Source organism: Clostridioides sp. ZZV15-6388, from assembly GCF_020657755.1.
Lineage (GTDB): Bacteria > Bacillota > Clostridia > Peptostreptococcales > Peptostreptococcaceae > Clostridioides.
The window spans coordinates 61,429-79,179 of the sequence record NZ_JAGWCU010000015.1 but is presented as its reverse complement, the minus strand read 5'-3'; the positions used below and the strand labels follow the sequence as shown (position 1 = coordinate 79,179).

Here is a 17,751-nt window from a genome sequence, read left to right as displayed (position 1 = left end):
TATTAATGTAAGTGATAAAAATATTTATGAGTATAAAAGTGAGTGTTTTTTATTATATATATGAACAATCTAGATTATGATGTTAAAACATACAGTTATACTTTTTTAATTGGTATGATAAAAATATTAGAATTGAATTGTTATTGCTTGGGGGAAGTAGAAATGTATGAATCAAGAGAAAATTATTTAGAGACAATATTGATTTTGGAAAAGAAAAATGGAATTGTAAAGTCTATTGATATAGCAAAAGAACTAAATTATAGTAAAGCAAGTGTAAGTAGAGCTGTAGGGATTTTAAAAGAAAGTGGTTTCATTGTAATGAAGTTTGATGGTGAAATTATTTTAACTGAAAATGGTAGAAAAAAAGCAGAAGAAATTTATGAAAAACATATTTTAATTACTAGATTTCTAATAAATACATTGGGAGTTTCATTCAATATAGCTGAAAAAGATGCATGTAGAATAGAGCATGTTATAAGCAATGAGACGTTTGAAAGAATAAAAAAATATTTAGACAAAAACTAAGAGGTGAGCTTATGGAGTATTTTAGTGAGTCGAGTAAATATGAAGTGCAAAAATTTAATTGGGGAGAAGTTACATGGATACATGAGCCATCAAAAACACAATCTAATAGACTTAGTGCTGGAGTTGTAAAATTTTTTCCAGGAAATTGTCAAGAAAAACATTTTCATTTAAGTGAAGAACAACTTTTATACGTGATTCAAGGAGAAGGAATACAAATAATTGATGGTAGAAAGATTAATATAAAGAAATCATCAATAATCTATTGCCCACCATATTCAGAACATGAAATTATAAATACTGGTAAAAATGATTTGATAATATTAATCGCCTATGTTCCCTATAAATTTTCGAGCTTAAAACAATTACCAATCATGTTTTCTGAGAATAATATACAAGAGTTAATTAATATAAATATAATTGAAAATATTGCAAATCAAATATCTAATATACTGAAGCTAAAAATATCTATTTATGATTCAAAACACGAAAAAATATTTGAAACTAATGGAGAAGTTAAGTTTTGCAATATTTGCAAAAACATAAGAACATGTAATAGAAAACTTAATAAAAATATAAATAACGATAATTTTACTAAAATATATAATTGTGATTATGATGTTTCTAGCCTAGAGATATCTATAGTATTAGAAGAAAATATAATTGGATATATAGAATGTGGAAATTTTATAATATATAAATCTATTGATATAGATAAAAAGTTATCGATATTATCAAATAACTCAAATATAGATATAAAATATATAAATAAAATTTACAGTGAAATCCCATTAAATCCTAAAAGTAGATTATATGTATTAAAAGAAAATTTACTAATGGTAACTGATTTTATTCAGGAAATAGCAAAAAGAACATTCTTTGAAAACCAACTTAGTATAAAAGATGAGGAAATATTAAAGAGTAGAAAGGAAAATATAAAACTTGAAGATGCACTTAAAAGGGCTAATTATAAGCTATTAGAAGAAAAGTGCATTATAAGTCCTGTAGGAATTAGTATACTTAATACTGACTGTGTAGAGTATCCTTATGAATTAGAATTTTCTCTTGAGAAAGAAATTAAAAATATGAATTTAGAAGGCATTTGTAAACTAATAGAGATAAATAAGAAAATACATAATAATATTAAAAGTATTATTCAAGAGGTGATACTTGTATTATCTAGAACAGTACTTAGAGATTTAGAAGATTTAAATCTTATCTATTACGTAAAAAATAAATATACTAAAAAAATATCACTTGTAAGTAGTGATAAAGACTTATGGAATATATTACTTGAATTTTCTAAAGAATGTATTGATATTAATAGAGAATTTTGGAGAAAAGATAAAGTAAATTTAATTGAAAAGATAAACGAATATATACAAAAATATTATAAAGAAAATATAAATTTAAATAGCATATCTGAGATGTTTTTTATAAGTCCAAATTATTTAAGTTCTATTTTCAATGAAAAGAATAAAATTTCAATAACTGAGTATATAAATATTCTTAGAATAGAAGAATCTAAAAAATATTTAAAAAATGGGAATATGAGTATAGCTGATATTTGCAAGAAAGTAGGATTTAATAATAGCAGTTATTTTTCACAAATATTTAAAAAATTTAATAATAGCACTCCAAATGAATATAGAAAAAATATATTGGACAATAAAAATTAAGAAAGAATTGTATGAAGTATATATTGTAAAGGAGATTGAAATAGAATGTATGGAGGAATTTTATGTTTGTAATTATTTTTTTATGTATAGGGGGCTTTATAGCTGCTTTTGTAGATTCTATAGCAGGTGGAGGTGGACTTATCAGTATGCCTGTTCTTATGGCTATTGGAGTACCAATACATCTTGCTATTGGTACAAACAAATTTGCAGCATCAGCAGGTTGTATAAGTAGTGCTTATAGGTATGCAAAATCTGGCAAAACTAATAATGAACTCTTAAAAAAATTAGTTCCATTTACTATTATAGGTAGTATTTTAGGAGTAAAATGTGTATTATCAATAAATGAAAATATACTAAATGTTTTAGTTGTATTGATGATTTTGATAGTGGCAATTTATACTTTTGTTTCTAAAAATTTAGGTCAAGAAGACAGATTTGAAGGTATTAATAAGAAAAATTTGAGATTAGGAATGCTTATGGCATTTATAATGGGTTTCTATGATGGTTTTTTTGGACCAGGAACAGGAACATTTTTAGCTTTTGGATTTATAAAAATATATGGATATGATTTCTTGCATGCTTCAGCAAATACAAAAATATTAAACTTGACAAGCAATGTAACTTCATTATTATTATTTATGATAAATGGTCAAGTATATTATAAAATTGCTGTGTTGTTTGCATTAGTAATGATAATAGGGGCTTATGTAGGTGCTAAAGTTGCAATAAAAAATGGTTCAAAAATGATAAAACCAATATTTTTAGTAATGGCATTATTTATGGTCACAAAGCTAATGTACCAAACATTGTTTTAATTGGATAGTTTTATCTTTTATAATTATTTGTATATTATATAAAAATCTACAACCACTGTAATTAGATTAGTTGTAGATTTTTTATATGATATTAACTATTAAAAACTTCAAGTATTTTGCAGTTTCTAAATGCTTATTAGAGTATATATGAGAATATATATTTCAAGTTATTTTAAGATTTTTATTAGTTCAATATTGTATAAATATGAATATATACAAATTTTACAAAAATTCTAATTATCTTCTAATACAGTTCATATATAATACATATGGAAATTGTAATATTATAATAGAAAAGTTATATAGTATAAAAATATAACTTTAACTATGTATATGAAATATATAATAATTTGTAGGAGGAATATATATGAACATATCAAGAAGAGCTATGAAAATAATTGAACTGGCACAGAGAATTGCTAATAAAAGAGGTGTAACAGTACAAGAAGCTTGGAATGATGCCGTAAGAGAATACAGAGAAAAGTATGAATATGTTGCATAGATAGTGCACGTTATATTTTAAATATAAGAAAGTTTGTAAAATAAAAGGGCTTAGAGTTTTATTTCTAAGTCTTTTTATTTTTTTTGAAAGTAAAGTATTTAAATAAGAGTAATCTATGAGTGAGATTGCTTTATTTAAAACTAATTTTAAAAATTTATATATTCATTTCAATAACTATTTAGAAAAAAATCTAAATAGTTATTGAAATGAATAATTAATTATGTTATATTGTATTTAGATGAAATTCTAAATAGAGAGGTGATATTGTTGGGTTTTCCAGAAACGTTTAAGGCTCTTTCTGACCCTATAAGAAGAGAAATCTTACTTATGCTAAAGAGTAACAGGATGTCAGCAGGAGAAATTAGTGAAAAATTTAATATGACAAATGCCACAATCTCTTATCATCTATCACAATTAAAAAAGGCAGGGCTCATATTTGAAACCAAGTATAAAAACTTTATTTTCTACGAAATAAATACTTCAGTTTTTGAAGAAGTTATGCTTTGGTTTTCACAATTTATGGAGAAGGGAGAAAAAGATAATGAAAAAAATGATAAATAAACAATTTGTTTTATCAACTTTAGTATGTTTTATACCATTTATTGTATCAATTTATTTTTATAATAGATTACCAGATCAGGTTGCAATTCATTTTGACAACTATGGAAATCCAGATAATTATGCTCCAAAAGTTATAGCAGCTTTTGGTGTACCATTATTAATGCTATGTATTCATATATATACATGGTTTAGACTTGAAAATGAACCAAAGAAAATAGGATTTTCAAAAATACTTCAAAGTTTTTCAAAGTGGGGAGTTGCTATACTGTCAGTTATTTTACAAGTGATGATGATTATGTATTCAATAGGAATTACTTTAGAGACAAACTTTTATATAGGGTTATTTTCAGGAATATTGATTTTCTTTATTGGAAACTATATTCCTAAATGTAAACAAAATTATACATTAGGAATAAAATTACCATGGACTCTTAATAATGAAGAAAATTGGAATAAAACACATCATTTAGCTGGATGGATTTGGATTATTGGTGGAATATTGTTAATTATTAATGCATTTATTAATATTCCTTTTTATAATACTTTCATAATAATTATGATTGTAGTGATACCATTTATTTATTCTTATTTTATATATAAAAATTCAGCTAAAAATAATTAGGATAGTTATATATTTTTATAAAACTTAGTTAAATATTATATATTTCAGAGCTAAAACATACAATTAAAAACTTATTAAGGTATTTATTTTAGCTCTGAAAATCAATTAATATTCAAAGTGAGAAATCATCATTGATTATATATTCTAAGGTAATTTGCAAATCAAGCTATGTGTTATAAATTGAAAATTCATATTTAATATTGAAAATACAAGTATTATGTGATAGTATAATCTATAAAAATTATTTATAAACACAGGAGGTAGATATGAATCTTGAAGAAATGAAAGAATATAGAAAATTATATAATAATAAACTAAGTGAAACAGATGAATTTTTTAGAGTATTTGGAAGTCTTGATGATAAGACTTATTCAGAGGGAGCCATAAGTAAAAAAAATAAAGAGTTGATGGGATTAGCAATTTCTATTTTAAGTCGTTGTGATGAATGCATTTGCTATCATATAGAGGGATGTGTCAACTCTAAAGCAAGTAAGGCTGAAATTATAGAAGCAATAAAAATAGGTGTAATTGGTGGTGGCTCTATTACATATCCAAATGCAAGATTTGCAATAAAAATCTTAGAAGAACTTAATATATAATTTTTGTACATAGTTATTTGTATTAATACTAATATATTAATTTAATAATACTATTGAGTATGTTTTAATATAGCATATACTATTACATAACAAATACTTATATTATTAATTTAAATTTAATATTTTACATATTGGAATTTTAGAAGGACTTTAGATAAATTTAATTAAATTTAAATATATTGATTCCTTAAAGTTGTAATAAAAAAATAGATAAACTATATAGTTTATCTATTTTTTATTATAATCTTGTCTAATTGTAAATAGTTAGAATGTTAAATAAAAGACATATTTCTTCTTTTCAAAAATAATCTTTCTCTATCATAATTGTTATCTCACAGTCATATAATCTTTTTGACAAACTAGTATTATTATGCTGATATTTTATCTTATTTTTCCTTAATAGGTATTAGTAAATCAAGTTGTATATCTTTTACCTCATGGTCTGTATTTTCTATATGGCTAAAATAGTTTAAATGTTCTTCTAAAAGACCACACATATGTTCTTGGTCTTGTAAATCACCTGCAAATTCATATTTCTCACTGTTATTCACCCATTCGAGAAGTGCATCCCATTCAGCAAAATTGCCAAAAGCAATCATATGTGCACCATATAACCCTCCTGCAAACTGCTTTTTTTTAAGTGGTGCCGAAATCTCCATATTATCTGGAATTGTCACCCATGCCTCATAACCATGATAGCCTGTTTCATCTATTGGATTAGGATGATTGAAACCATAACGTCTTAAATCTGGTTTAATTTTATTCAAATTGTTTTTACGCACGAATTCATCAAGCATTGTATTTGCATGAAGTTCTGGGTCATCACCAATATAATGAGCGGAAGCAATAGTAGTTGGTGGTAGGTATACTATACGTACATCATTGAGTTTTGATAATCTTTCATCTGCTTTATTTAACTTATTCATACCTTGTTCCTCCTTAAAATTAATACTAACAATATTAAGTGATTCAATAGCTGATAACAATGTGTCATTTTCAGAAATAATAGTTTTGAGTGGTAGTTCTGTAACTTTAATTAGTTCTTTGATAAAACAAAAGAGAATATCCTTGATTGTAGAAAGAGCCGTAATTTCTTCATCCAATTCATTTATGTTTTGACGAAAGATGTTAATAGCAGTAATTGCATTTTTATTTTCTAGAATTATTTGAATTTGACGTACAGGAATTCGCAATTTACGCAAAAGCATAATCTGCTCAATTCTAGAAATTGCTTCTTCATCATAAACTCTGTAAGCATAACCTTCACGACGAAAACTTTTAATTAATCCAATTTGTTCATAATAGCGTAGCATTCTAGTGGATATACCCATATTTTTAGATACTTGGCTTATAGTGATTGTCCTCATTATACTTCCTCCTTACAGTTTTAGTATAAACTACGACACGGTGTCAAAGTCAACAATTAAACATTAAAATTATTGATTGTCTTAATTTAATCAGTTTAAATATCTCCTATTATACTTAGCACTCTGTAAAATTAAATAAGTCTCTATGGTAACATCAAAAACTTTCGAGATATCATATGTCAAAGCCATACAGAGATTGTATCTATTAATATCATATCAGTTTGAAATTTTTCTGTTATTAACTATTTTATTTTTTACTTACTTTGAGAAATAAAATAGTTAGCGAATCTTATGTATATATCAAAGCTGCTACACAATAAATAATTTTTATTATTTTTACTGTAAAACTTTTGGAAAGAGAAGTATTGATTTTTTTATTTTATTACTGAGTTTCCTACAAATTAAATTGTATATTTTTATTTATAGGGTAGAATAAACTAGTTTTGTTAAGGATTTTGAAGGGAAAATAAAGTTAAAAAAATAAAGGCACTAATTTGTCTAACGTTTATTGGTGAAAAATAAACATATAGAAGTTATAATAAATATATAAAAATGTATGAGAGGTGTTGTATGTTTGGTAAACAAAAGGAAAGTGTTAGATTTCTAGAGTTTAATGATGTAGCAGAGAAGTTTGGAGAGAAAAAAGCTGTTGCAATTTTTGATGCAATAGCTGGAAAAAAATCTAAAGAACATATTATCAAAGACATAGAGAAATTAGTCAAAAACGAAGTGTAGATATTTATAAGGTATATTGAGCTTGAGGGTAGCTCTTTATGCCTTCTTTTTTATTGCACAAAAATAATTAAATATTCTAGTATTCATTTAATTATGGTTTGTACTACTTTTATATTGACAAGAAAGTTCTTTAAATATATGGTGTATATATTAAAATAAATTTAAAGGTAATTATGAAATACAGCTATTGATTAATTTGTTTAGGTTAGAGATTTGTATAATCACTTTCCTAATGAATTTATTGCCTTAGATAAACAAAACAGTCAAATTAGTAATGTGAGGTGAAACTTTATGCCAATTAATTCTTTTGAAAATTATCCTATGAATTGGAAGCCAAAACGACCATCAAGAGGGCAAATACTATATAAAGCTATTGCAGAACAATTAGAAGAAGATATTAATAATGGAACTTTGTTGCCTGGTACTAAATTACCACCACAACGTGAATTGGCAGATTTCCTAGATGTAAATGTAAGTACTATTTCTAGAGCTTTTAAAATTTGTGAAAAGAAAGGATTAATAAGCGGGGTTACAGGAAGTGGAACTTTTGTAGCTTATGATATACGGTCAAATTTATTTTTGATGTCAAGTAATAAAATTACATTCATTGAAATGGGTACAATGAATCCAGATTGTGCATTAGAAGAAATGAGTACTTTATTTAAACAAATAACTAAAGAATTGGATTTTAAAACTATATTTCAATATGGACAGAGAGATGGTGCTGATTGGCAAAAAGAAGCTATAGCTAAATTGATTTCCAAAACTGGATTTAAAATCTCTTCTGATAGCTTACTTCCTGCAAGTGGAGGACAAAATGCAATTGTAGCTATTTTGGCAGGTCTATTTCAACATGGAGATAGAATAGGTGTAGACCCATTAACTTACCCTGGAATAAAGACGGCAGCCAAAATGCTTGGAATACAACTGATACCAATTAAACAAGAAAATGGAGAGATTAGTGAAGAAGGTTTATTATATGCCTGCAAGAATGAAAACATCAAGGGAATATATATAATACCAGATTATCAAAACCCAACTACACATATAATGTCAGAGACTGGACGAAAAATGATTGCACATATTGCATCTAAATATAATCTAATTGTGATTGAGGATGCTATTCATGGTTTACTTAATGAAATACATTTGAACCCAGTTGCTAATTATATACCTAATCAGACAATTTATATTACAAGCTTATCAAAAATTCTTGCACCTAGCTTACGTCTTGCATACATTGCTACACCTAAAAAGTATAGAGAAGCGTTATCAAGTGCTTTATATAATATTAATCTGTCTCAATCATATTTTTTAACAGAAATAGCTTACCGTATGATTGCATCAGGAGAAGCAGATAAATTAATTGAGGCACGCCGTAAGTCTGCTAGGAGAAGAAATGAGATTGTCAATCAATATTTATCTGAGTATAATATTTTAGGAAATGATGAATGTATATTTAGATGGTTAATACTACCTGATGATATAATGGCAGAAAAACTTGAGTTACAGGCACTCAAAGAAGGTGTACAGGTTTATGCATCTGAGCGCTTTGCGGTTGGAAAAGAAAAACCTATTTCTGCAATAAGAATAGCTGTATGTGCTACAGAAAATATAGAAGAACTTAAATCTGGTTTAAGTGTATTAAAACGATTACTGAAAGAAAAAAGATAATTGTATTGCACACAATATTTTAATTGTGTGTAATTTTTTTTGCTGTTACAATAAAAACATAATAGATAATTGATTTATAAGAATTGACATATATCATTGCCTTATAACAAAAAGTAATTATAGATTAATAGTATTTCAAAACTAATTTATTTTTATTTATTATAGTAAAGATTATATAGTTAATTCAAATTTATTTTTAAGTATAATTGCAATTATATGATTAATCTATTTTATATTTTAATAATACTCAATGTATTAAAAGTTAAAAGGAGTGATTTATCATGGAAAGAACTCAACAACTAAGAGAAAGTTTTATTGCCTCTATACCCATATTTTTGGGCTATATACCAATAGGTATAGTAGGAGGAATACTACTGCAGAAATCTGGTCTTTCACCTTTTCAAATAGCATTGATGGTAACTTTGGTATTTGGAGGAAGCTCTCAATTTATTGCAGCTTCAATGATTTCAGCTGGTGCAAGTATAACATCCATTGTATTAACCACATTTATTGTTAATTTGAGACATTTCTTAATGAGTTCCAATTTAAATATGTATATAAAAAATAAAAGTCCAAAGTTTATATTGCCATTTTGCCATACCATAACTGACGAAACTTTTGCAGTTAATTATGAAAAATTTACTACTGGAAATTGGACTGACAGAAATGCAATCTATCTCAATTTTTTTTGCCTAGTTTCATCAGTCTTAGCGAACTTTATTGGGGCATTTTTAGGAGAAACAATATCTGTAGATAGTTCTATTTCTGGATTTATACTGACTTCTATGTTTATAGCATTAATAGTTTCTCAAATAAAAAACAAAATTTATGTTTTAGTATTTATATCATCAATTATTATTTCAATTATTTTATATGTATTATTTAAGAGTAATTTAGTAATTATAGTCGCATCAATTTTAGCATCTTTAATTGGGTTCTTTGCAGAAGAGGTGCATTATAAAAAGGAGGAATCTTATGAATAATAGTAATTATATATTTTTTATTATAATAGGAATGTACATTGTTACATATCTTCCAAGAGTTTTTCCAATGTTAATCTTTTCGAAAAAGGATATGCCTGAGTCTTTGAAAAAAATAATGAAATTTATACCTGTAGCAATACTTACTTCTTTAACAGCGAAAGATGTATTTTTTAATGGAGATAATCTATATTTATCTGTAGTAAATCCTAAAATTATATCTTTTCTAATTGTACTTCTTGTTGCATACAAATTTAAATCTATTGGAATTTCTATTGTTACGGGTGTGGCATCTATATACTTATTTGGATTTATTATGTAATATTTAACCGCTAATATATACAAATTTTAAAATTATAAATATTTATAAATACATATTGCTTTAGATTTTATTATCTAACATAATTATATATTTTTAGTATTTAGTTGTTATGTATTTTAAATTTAATTAATTACTGTTTTGCGTACAAATATAGAGAACTTATTGCTTATATATTAACTTTTATATAGCAATAAGTTCTTTTTTATAATTAATTTATAAGTATTTTAATTTAATAGGGAATATTATATAAATACATAATAATATAGAAATTAATTTATTTTGTATAAATTAAATAGTTACTCTAAATCATTTTTTATTGTATCTAAGTTATATTTTGCATCATCATTATTTTGATTAATATCTAATGACTTATTTAAAAATTTTTTTGCATCATCATATTTTTTATTACACATTAATATAACTCCCTTTAAATTGTATGCATCACTTGCTTTCTTTTTATAGTTAGAACTTTTTTTATCTAAATATTTTAAGCAGTTATTAATTGGAAGTAGAGCCTTATCATAGTCATCTAAATACATATAGTTAGATGCTTCTATATAGTAAAGATCTGAATTGCTAGGATCAGCATCAGTTGCTTTTTTTAGCAATATAACAATTTCCTTAAAAGATTCTTCTGAAAATTTTTCGAGTTTTAGATATACAAAATCAAGGTATCTAGAACTAAGGTTACTTTTAAAATTTTCATGCCACAATAACTTATATTGATTGTTTTCAACTACAAAGTATCTATCAATTTTTAAAGATTTCTTTTTTCTAGAAAGCATATCTTTCATATCATAAGTTTCTTCTAGTTTAATAAGATTCTTATATTCTTTTTTATCATATTTATACTTTTCTATATTCTCTTCTTTTCCTAATTTATAGCCGATTACTTTTTTGGTCTCGATTAATACATCCTGATACTCTTTAAACCTTTCAAGACTAACTTTTTTCTTGGTGTCTTTGCTTAGTAAATCATATGCTGTTTCATAATCTCCAGAATTTACTCTATCAGTATACTTTTTTGCTACTTCACTAGCACTTTCTCTTGGAGAACATCCTGTTATTAATATTGCAATTAATACTATTAATATTAAAGGTACTCTTTTAATAATGTTCATAATATAATCCTCTATAATTAAATATTTATTAATTTTATTTTATCATCAAACATTAGATAAGTCATCAGCTTTAATATATATGTGAAGTAAATAGTTTAATAAAATGTTGTATATCTTAATTTAGATATATGAAAAATTTTTTATAAAATAATTAAGGCTTTAAAAAGTTATACTTATATCACTTTCTAGAGCCTCTAATAATAGATTTCTTTACTCATAACTATTTTGAATTTATAATACTAGTAACATCTGTTTTATTCGTACTAATATTTCTAAAAACCTAATTCTAATAACCAGTTTGTAAGTTTGTTTTCTCTTTCTTTTAAATTGTTATTATATTCATTAAACTTTCCTAATATAATTTCTCCTATGATTACACCATCGGACATAAATACTACTCGTTCTGTTTTTGCTGCAACTTTGGCATCATGAGTCACAAGCATAATGGTCGTACCAGAGTGGTTGATATCTAAAAGAATATCCATCACTTCATTTGTTACTTTAGAATTAAGTGCACCTGTTGGTTCATCTCCAAATAAGATTTCTGGAGTATTAATTAAAGCACGGCATATAGCTGCTCTTTGAAGTTGACCACCAGAAACCTGAGTAATATCTTTATCTTTGATTTCTGAAATATTTGTCTTATCCATAAGTATTTTTGCTCGTTCATTAATTATTTGGCGGCTTTCTTCCTTTCTCAAATAGGCAGAAAGGACTATATTGTCAAAGATATTTAAATTTTTCAGTAAATTGCTTTGTTGAAAGATAAATCCCATTTTTTTTAATCGTATCCTCGATAATTCTTCTTCAGACATATTAGAAATTATTTCTCCGCAGAATGTAATGTTTCCAGATGTGAGTTTATCCATACCACTTAAGTTATAAAGTAGAGTTGTTTTTCCTGAGCCAGAAGCTCCCATAACAGATACAAACTCTCCATGTTGAATGGTTAAATCAATTCCTTTTAAAACTTGATGTATATTCTCTTTGCTGATGACATATTCTTTACTAATTTTTTTAGCTTCTATAATATTATTCATAATATACCTCTTATTCTATGATAGACATAATTTTTATTTTTTTGATTGTCATACTGATTGCTGTGATAGCAATAGATACAGTTATAATTAAAGTTATTGGACAAATTATATATACAATTATTGGATTTGTTATAAATTGTAAATTAGATATACCAGAAAGAAGTAGCCCTGCTATTTTTTGACCAATTGTATTTGATGCAATAGTTCCTAAAATAATTCCAGTTGTAAGGACTAATAATGCTCTTGCAATATATTGAGTTCGTATATTTTTAATAGAGAAGCCTAAACTAAGCATAATTGCAATTTGTGATGTATCTTTAGCAATCAACATTTTAAAAAACATTGATGTAATAAATCCAGAAATCGAAATAGATAGAATAACAGCTAGCTTTATAACAAGTCTTAATTGGCTAATAACAGAGCCTAATGTCTGACTTACATAATCGTCCATATTTGTAACTTTTGCGGGATAACAATTCATTCTATACTGATTTAATTTATCTGTTAAATTAACTCCAGGTTTCATATTTAAATTTATGACATGCCATAAAATTGTATCTTCTTTGTAAGGGAGCATCGCTTTTGCAGTCTTACCACCATATGTAACATCTTGATAAATTCCACTAACAGTAAGGATTAGCTCATTATCTTTTTCTGAAAAAATAGATAAATTATCTCCAACACTTTTCCCTAATTCATCAGCATTTATAACAGATAGAGCAATCTCATTTTCATTTGTTGGTGCAGAACCCTTTACATATTCAAGTGGAAAAGTTGAAAAATCTCCATTTTCTATTTTCATATTTTCTATCGTCCCATCCTGGTTCATTACCTTATAAGAACTCGTTATAAAGGAAGCATACTTTTCAACATCATTGTCACTTTCAATAACCTTCAATATAGAATTAAGATGGTTTTGAGTTTCATTTGTATGTTGTAAATCAATGCGAATATCACTTTGACCAGCTCCCATATAAGTAATAAATTCTGGAGACTGAATAGTATTTAGAAAATTAAGTGGTACAATCATAAGGAAGATGCAGACAGCATAAACAAAGCAGAGTAAGCTATAAATGGTAAATCTTTCAGTTACTTCATTTAATCCTAAAAAGAGATTAACATTTGTTATTTTGCTTTTGTATAGTTTTAGACTATATCTGTTTCGCTTAGTGTTCATTGAAGTACCTGTTTTTAATGCTTCTACTACTGATATTTTATTAAATCTTTTGAGTATTAGATTACAAAAGAATATAACTGCTATAAATACAATAACTGCACCAATTAATGGAATAAAAATAGCAAAAGCACTTTTTTCTACTGTGCCCATATAAAGATTGATATTTTCTGTAAAAAAAGTTCTAATAAATAATGAGGTTATATAACCAAAAAAACTTGCTGAAGATGCAATCAATAGATATTTTGCCAGATACAACTTTCGGATATTACCACTTTGGATACCAATTGCTTTCATAACACCAATTTCACGATAATCTTCCTCAATAGTTGCAATTAGTGTAAATCGTAAGCATAAAGTAGCAATTATAATAAGTAGAACACTAATTAAGATAATAATTGCAACTACAATGCCATCAGATAATGCATTTAGCATTTGATAAAGAGAATAAGTTATTGATGTTCCTGTTTGTGGAAGATTAGTTGATTGATATAACGTTTCAAATTCACTAATTTTATTTATATCATTTAATAGAAACTCAATCAGGTACTCACTTTCACCCAAGTTAGCATGTAAAGTATTCCAATCATCATTACTGATTAAGAAACGCTTTGAAGTAACAAGGGAAGGGTTCATTTGTACATCACGTACAAAGTCTTTTATTGTAAATTCCATGAAGAAATCACCATTGACTATTTGTATCTTATCTCCAACATTTAAATTATTTTGTTTCATGTAATAGACAGGAACCCCTATTTCTCCATTTTCTACTTGAAATATCTCATTATCCATGTCTAATAAAAAATCGAACTTACTATTTTGCCTCACAAAACTATTTTCTAAAACACTGTCAGACTGGCTTTTTTTCTCATTTCCTAGAAAAATATTTCTTCCATTGATATTTAGGAGTTCAACAGTTTGTTGTTCTTTTACAGACGTAGTTGAAGCTGTAAATTTATTGATTGATTTTTGGTTTAATTCTCCAGAATACATTTGAACATAGTGAGGTGCACGAGATTGTCTAAACAAGGAAGCCATAGAACTAGTAAGTTCTATAATGATATTTGTAGCACTAGATACCAACATAGCTGCCAGTAAAATAAATATGAATAATGCGACTGTTACTACTTTATTTCTTGTTAAATCTTTTTGTAATATTCTTTTTAACATATTTCATCCTCGTTTCTTAAAAATTTCTAAAAATTAAAAATAGCATAAGTATAGCAATGTAAATAACTGAAGTAAGTAAACTGAGTTGAATATAAAAAAGCTCAAGTAAGTGTATCATAAGTTATTTTTTATTAATGCTGTATATTGATAAGAGATAACAATAGCTACCACTATTTTCATCAAAATTTTTATTAGGTAGTCTTTATGTACTTTCATAATCATACAAATATATATACATGTTATAATTATATTTGGCAATAGACTGACCGTCGGTTTATAATAATGATACAGTGTTATACTTCTTTTGTCAAGTAAGCTTTAAAAAAATTATATGTTAGGTAAATTACTATTTTATAGATGATTTATAGACAATAATAATTTATTTAGTAATATAAAGATATTTTTTATTTATTATTAATTAAAAATTGAATTTATATTTAATTAATATAAAATTTGAGGGAATATTATTTTGTAAATGTTTAATTTGTGTTATTATTCAGATATAGGCAATATTAGATAAATCTAATGACGCAAAGCTATAGGGACTAAAATCTTTATATAATAAAGGTCATGTCAGCCAGTTGCCAAAAAGATAATAATTCTTTTTGTTAAATTTATTTTTTAAGAGTTAGGTATTTTTAACAACTTAAAATTTGGCAAGAGGAGGGCTTGAAATGATATCTGAATTAATGTTAAAAAACTTTGATGAATCTAACCTCAATTTTAAGACTAAGATTAAATTGAATTTAAGAGAGAAACCAGATATAAACAGTATGAAATTAAAAAGCATACCAGAAGGAAAAATGGTTAAGTTAAATTGTGTAGATGGAAAATGGGCAGAAGTTGAAAGTAATTATGACAAAGGTTGGTTACTCTATAAATATTTAGAGAAATTGAGCAACACTAAAAGTAATAATATTCTAGAAAGCAGAAAAAGAAATTACATAGGAAATATAAAAACTAATGGTTTAAATCTAGAATTAAGAAATGACAGAACAACAGATTCAAAAATAATAACTACAATTCCTGATGGTTTTAAAGTTGAAGTCTGTTATAGTGTTGGAAAATGGTCAAGAATTAATATCCACAAAAATGGGAAAAGATATTCTGGATATGTATATAGCCAGTATGTAGAAGAATATTCGATTTTGGCATAATCATATATAATAAGCTTTATAAAAAAAGAATCCTATAAATGCAAGTTGTCATAAGGCTATATAAAAATATATTGAGAAGTAGCTCTTATACAATAGCTAAAGGCAATAAATAAAAATGAATATAATATAGATTGGCACTTCATATGAGGTGCCCTTTCTATATATATGCAAGAAGAGTAAATGAAATAAATACAAAACAGTAGACTATGAATTATATGTGGAAAGACATTATTTACAGTTTTTGTTTAACCTTTATAAACAGCTAATAATCTTTTTGTTCCAGAAATCTCTGCTAATACTATATCAATCATACGTTTTACATTAGCAACATGAAATTCACTAACTTCCTTTTCCCAGTCATCATCATCTTTTTGCTTAATTCCTGTTAGATATTGATTTAAAATTTCTAATCGTTTTTCTAAAAGATTTTTTCTTTCTTCTTTTTCTAGGCATTCAATAAAGAATGCTGTAATAGAAAAAATATTAGTGTCATAATCGAATTTCAAAATAGAGTTTCTCAAAGTATCATGAAATTCTGTACTTCCTTTTTCTGTGATTGTGTAAACTGTTTTGTCTGGCATATTACCATCCTTTTTAACAGTACCTAAAATCAATCCTCTTTTTTCTAAAGTTTTAATTGTAGTATATACGGTTGAGTCTGCGATATTAAACCAGTACTTTACATTCATGTATTCTAACACTTTTATAATTTCATAGGCATTAAGAGGTTTTTCATTTATTAGGCCTAAAAGCATTGTTGCTGGTTTTGATAACATTACAATTCACTCTCCTTTGTAATATTTATTATTACATAACTATATGTATATATTAGTTCTATATTAAACTACTGTTATCTAGCAGTATTATTGTATCATGGAATTTTGATAAAAGAAAGCATGAATATGGATTATGCTACAAATTAATAAATGTATAAATTTTAATTTAATTATTTCAAGAATTTAAGTGATAAAAATGATTTATAAGTTTAATTTTCTACTTAAGCTATTTAGGAATGAATATAAGATAACTAAAGATAACAAAGCAATTGTATATGGTATGAATAATATGATAGATGTTAAAGTATTATTTTTATATATTGATGTGATAAAATATGACTAACAAATAAATTGAACTTTGAAAGGTGAAATGAATGAAAAATATTTATATTATTGGTGGTACAATGGGAGTAGGCAAAACAACAGTATGCCAGTCTCTAAAATTAATCTTGAAAAATAGTGTTTTTCTTGACGGTGATTGGTGTTGGGATATGCATCCATTTCAGATTACTGGTGAAACGAAAAAAATGGTTCTTTCAAATATTTGTGCATTGCTGAATAACTTTATAAAATGTAGTGCTTTTGACAATATTATTTTCTGTTGGGTAATGCATGAACAAAGTATTATTGATACTATTATATCTTGTCTAGATATATCGGATTATAGAATAATAAAGATTTCTTTACTTTGTGATGAAACTGTACTGAGAAAAAGGTTGAAGAGAGATGTAGATGAAGGTTTGCGTTTTACTGATGTAATAGAAAGAAGTGTCAAGTATTTATCATTGTATGAAAGATTAGCAACAACTAAAATTAATGTTTCTAATAAGTCTGTTAAAGAGATTGTTGAAGAGATATCTGAATTGTAAAATTTTAGTTTTAACTCCAATGTTAATGATAGTATAGTATTGTTGAACATTCCTCTGTTGATTGAG

Annotated in this window: 18 protein-coding genes and 1 riboswitch; of the genes, 13 read left to right on the top strand and 5 right to left on the bottom strand. The window is 25.8% G+C overall.

The window, feature by feature from the left end; all coding sequences use genetic code 11:
* The first annotated feature begins 162 nt into the window (after positions 1–162).
* From KGF48_RS11080 to KGF48_RS11055, 7 genes are all read left to right on the top strand, one after another.
* Positions 163–525, top strand: coding sequence for a metal-dependent transcriptional regulator (locus tag KGF48_RS11080; RefSeq protein WP_227868050.1), 363 nt, complete (start codon positions 163–165; stop codon positions 523–525).
* Positions 526–536: 11 nt separating this feature from the next.
* Positions 537–2,201, top strand: coding sequence for a helix-turn-helix domain-containing protein (locus tag KGF48_RS11075; protein WP_227868049.1), 1,665 nt, complete (start codon positions 537–539; stop codon positions 2,199–2,201).
* A 62-nt stretch (positions 2,202–2,263) separates the two neighbouring features.
* Positions 2,264–3,016 (top strand): sulfite exporter TauE/SafE family protein, encoded by a 753-nt coding sequence (locus KGF48_RS11070; RefSeq protein WP_227827977.1) that lies wholly within the window; start codon positions 2,264–2,266, stop codon positions 3,014–3,016.
* 367 nt (positions 3,017–3,383) lie between these two features.
* Positions 3,384–3,518, top strand: a complete 135-nt coding sequence (locus KGF48_RS20330; RefSeq protein ID WP_255287792.1) for a hypothetical protein — start codon at positions 3,384–3,386, stop codon at positions 3,516–3,518.
* A gap of 267 nt (positions 3,519–3,785) precedes the next feature.
* Positions 3,786–4,079: an autorepressor SdpR family transcription factor gene (locus KGF48_RS11065; protein WP_227827978.1), complete on the top strand. Its 294-nt coding sequence runs from the start codon at positions 3,786–3,788 to the stop codon at positions 4,077–4,079.
* Positions 4,060–4,701, top strand: a complete 642-nt coding sequence (locus KGF48_RS11060) for an SdpI family protein (protein ID WP_227827979.1) — start codon at positions 4,060–4,062, stop codon at positions 4,699–4,701. Before KGF48_RS11065 ends, KGF48_RS11060 begins: the two co-directional genes overlap by 20 nt.
* 266 nt (positions 4,702–4,967) lie before the next feature.
* Positions 4,968–5,300, top strand: a complete 333-nt coding sequence (locus tag KGF48_RS11055; protein WP_227841254.1) for a carboxymuconolactone decarboxylase family protein — start codon at positions 4,968–4,970, stop codon at positions 5,298–5,300.
* Between the two features lie 386 nt (positions 5,301–5,686).
* Here the strand turns inward: KGF48_RS11055 and KGF48_RS11050 are convergent, their stop codons facing one another.
* Entirely contained in the window at positions 5,687–6,667 is a 981-nt protein-coding gene (locus KGF48_RS11050; protein WP_227841255.1) for a MerR family transcriptional regulator, read from the bottom strand.
* A gap of 570 nt (positions 6,668–7,237) precedes the next feature.
* Here KGF48_RS11050 and KGF48_RS11045 point away from each other — a divergent pair.
* From KGF48_RS11045 to KGF48_RS11030, 4 genes are all read left to right on the top strand, one after another.
* On the top strand, positions 7,238–7,402 hold the full coding sequence (locus KGF48_RS11045) for a hypothetical protein (protein ID WP_227435106.1): 165 nt from the start codon (positions 7,238–7,240) through the stop codon (positions 7,400–7,402).
* Between the two features lie 291 nt (positions 7,403–7,693).
* Positions 7,694–9,076, top strand: a complete 1,383-nt coding sequence (locus KGF48_RS11040; RefSeq protein ID WP_227841256.1) for a PLP-dependent aminotransferase family protein — start codon at positions 7,694–7,696, stop codon at positions 9,074–9,076.
* A 281-nt stretch (positions 9,077–9,357) separates the two neighbouring features.
* The gene (locus tag KGF48_RS11035) at positions 9,358–10,059 is read left to right on the top strand and encodes an AzlC family ABC transporter permease (protein WP_227827983.1); all 702 of its coding nucleotides are present in this window, start codon (positions 9,358–9,360) and stop codon (positions 10,057–10,059) included.
* On the top strand, positions 10,052–10,378 hold the full coding sequence (locus KGF48_RS11030; RefSeq protein WP_227827984.1) for an AzlD domain-containing protein: 327 nt from the start codon (positions 10,052–10,054) through the stop codon (positions 10,376–10,378). The genes KGF48_RS11035 and KGF48_RS11030 overlap by 8 nt, the downstream gene beginning before the upstream one ends.
* A gap of 296 nt (positions 10,379–10,674) precedes the next feature.
* On the opposite strand, the gene KGF48_RS11025 is transcribed toward KGF48_RS11030, so the two are convergent.
* The 3 genes from KGF48_RS11025 to KGF48_RS11015 all read right to left on the bottom strand — a co-directional run bounded on the left by KGF48_RS11025 (position 10,675) and on the right by KGF48_RS11015 (position 14,883).
* The gene (locus tag KGF48_RS11025; protein WP_227868048.1) at positions 10,675–11,499 is read right to left on the bottom strand and encodes a hypothetical protein; all 825 of its coding nucleotides are present in this window, start codon (positions 11,497–11,499) and stop codon (positions 10,675–10,677) included.
* Between the two features lie 272 nt (positions 11,500–11,771).
* Positions 11,772–12,539: an ABC transporter ATP-binding protein gene (locus KGF48_RS11020; RefSeq protein WP_227841330.1), complete on the bottom strand. Its 768-nt coding sequence runs from the start codon at positions 12,537–12,539 to the stop codon at positions 11,772–11,774.
* Between the two features lie 10 nt (positions 12,540–12,549).
* Positions 12,550–14,883, bottom strand: a complete 2,334-nt coding sequence (locus KGF48_RS11015; protein WP_227841329.1) for an FtsX-like permease family protein — start codon at positions 14,881–14,883, stop codon at positions 12,550–12,552.
* A 495-nt stretch (positions 14,884–15,378) separates the two neighbouring features.
* Positions 15,379–15,472, top strand: a riboswitch (cyclic di-GMP riboswitch).
* Between the two features lie 85 nt (positions 15,473–15,557).
* On the opposite strand from KGF48_RS11015, the gene KGF48_RS11010 reads away from it, so the two are divergent.
* Positions 15,558–16,040, top strand: coding sequence for an SH3 domain-containing protein (locus KGF48_RS11010; protein ID WP_227841328.1), 483 nt, complete (start codon positions 15,558–15,560; stop codon positions 16,038–16,040).
* Between the two features lie 245 nt (positions 16,041–16,285).
* On the opposite strand, the gene KGF48_RS11005 is transcribed toward KGF48_RS11010, so the two are convergent.
* Entirely contained in the window at positions 16,286–16,816 is a 531-nt protein-coding gene (locus tag KGF48_RS11005; protein WP_227841327.1) for a PadR family transcriptional regulator, read from the bottom strand.
* 374 nt (positions 16,817–17,190) lie between these two features.
* Here KGF48_RS11005 and KGF48_RS11000 point away from each other — a divergent pair, with 374 nt between their 5' ends.
* Positions 17,191–17,685, top strand: a complete 495-nt coding sequence (locus KGF48_RS11000; protein WP_227841326.1) for an AAA family ATPase — start codon at positions 17,191–17,193, stop codon at positions 17,683–17,685.
* Positions 17,686–17,751: the final 66 nt, after the last annotated feature.

Excerpts from the sequence above, each read along its gene's own strand:
- KGF48_RS11080 (WP_227868050.1), top strand. The coding sequence starts at position 163 with ATGTATGAATCAAGAGAAAATTATTTAGAGACAATATTGATTTTGGAA.
- KGF48_RS11050 (WP_227841255.1), bottom strand. The coding sequence starts at position 6,667 with ATGAGGACAATCACTATAAGCCAAGTATCTAAAAATATGGGTATATCC.
- KGF48_RS11045 (WP_227435106.1), top strand. The coding sequence starts at position 7,238 with ATGTTTGGTAAACAAAAGGAAAGTGTTAGATTTCTAGAGTTTAATGAT.
- KGF48_RS11015 (WP_227841329.1), bottom strand. The coding sequence starts at position 14,883 with ATGTTAAAAAGAATATTACAAAAAGATTTAACAAGAAATAAAGTAGTA.
- KGF48_RS11060 (WP_227827979.1), top strand. The coding sequence starts at position 4,060 with ATGAAAAAAATGATAAATAAACAATTTGTTTTATCAACTTTAGTATGT.
- KGF48_RS11025 (WP_227868048.1), bottom strand. The coding sequence starts at position 11,499 with ATGAACATTATTAAAAGAGTACCTTTAATATTAATAGTATTAATTGCA.
- KGF48_RS11040 (WP_227841256.1), top strand. The coding sequence starts at position 7,694 with ATGCCAATTAATTCTTTTGAAAATTATCCTATGAATTGGAAGCCAAAA.
- KGF48_RS11030 (WP_227827984.1), top strand. The coding sequence starts at position 10,052 with ATGAATAATAGTAATTATATATTTTTTATTATAATAGGAATGTACATT.
- KGF48_RS11055 (WP_227841254.1), top strand. The coding sequence starts at position 4,968 with ATGAATCTTGAAGAAATGAAAGAATATAGAAAATTATATAATAATAAA.
- KGF48_RS11075 (WP_227868049.1), top strand. The coding sequence starts at position 537 with ATGGAGTATTTTAGTGAGTCGAGTAAATATGAAGTGCAAAAATTTAAT.
- KGF48_RS11020 (WP_227841330.1), bottom strand. The coding sequence starts at position 12,539 with ATGAATAATATTATAGAAGCTAAAAAAATTAGTAAAGAATATGTCATC.
- KGF48_RS11070 (WP_227827977.1), top strand. The coding sequence starts at position 2,264 with ATGTTTGTAATTATTTTTTTATGTATAGGGGGCTTTATAGCTGCTTTT.
- KGF48_RS20330 (WP_255287792.1), top strand. The coding sequence starts at position 3,384 with ATGAACATATCAAGAAGAGCTATGAAAATAATTGAACTGGCACAGAGA.
- KGF48_RS11010 (WP_227841328.1), top strand. The coding sequence starts at position 15,558 with ATGATATCTGAATTAATGTTAAAAAACTTTGATGAATCTAACCTCAAT.
- KGF48_RS11005 (WP_227841327.1), bottom strand. The coding sequence starts at position 16,816 with ATGTTATCAAAACCAGCAACAATGCTTTTAGGCCTAATAAATGAAAAA.
- KGF48_RS11035 (WP_227827983.1), top strand. The coding sequence starts at position 9,358 with ATGGAAAGAACTCAACAACTAAGAGAAAGTTTTATTGCCTCTATACCC.
- KGF48_RS11000 (WP_227841326.1), top strand. The coding sequence starts at position 17,191 with ATGAAAAATATTTATATTATTGGTGGTACAATGGGAGTAGGCAAAACA.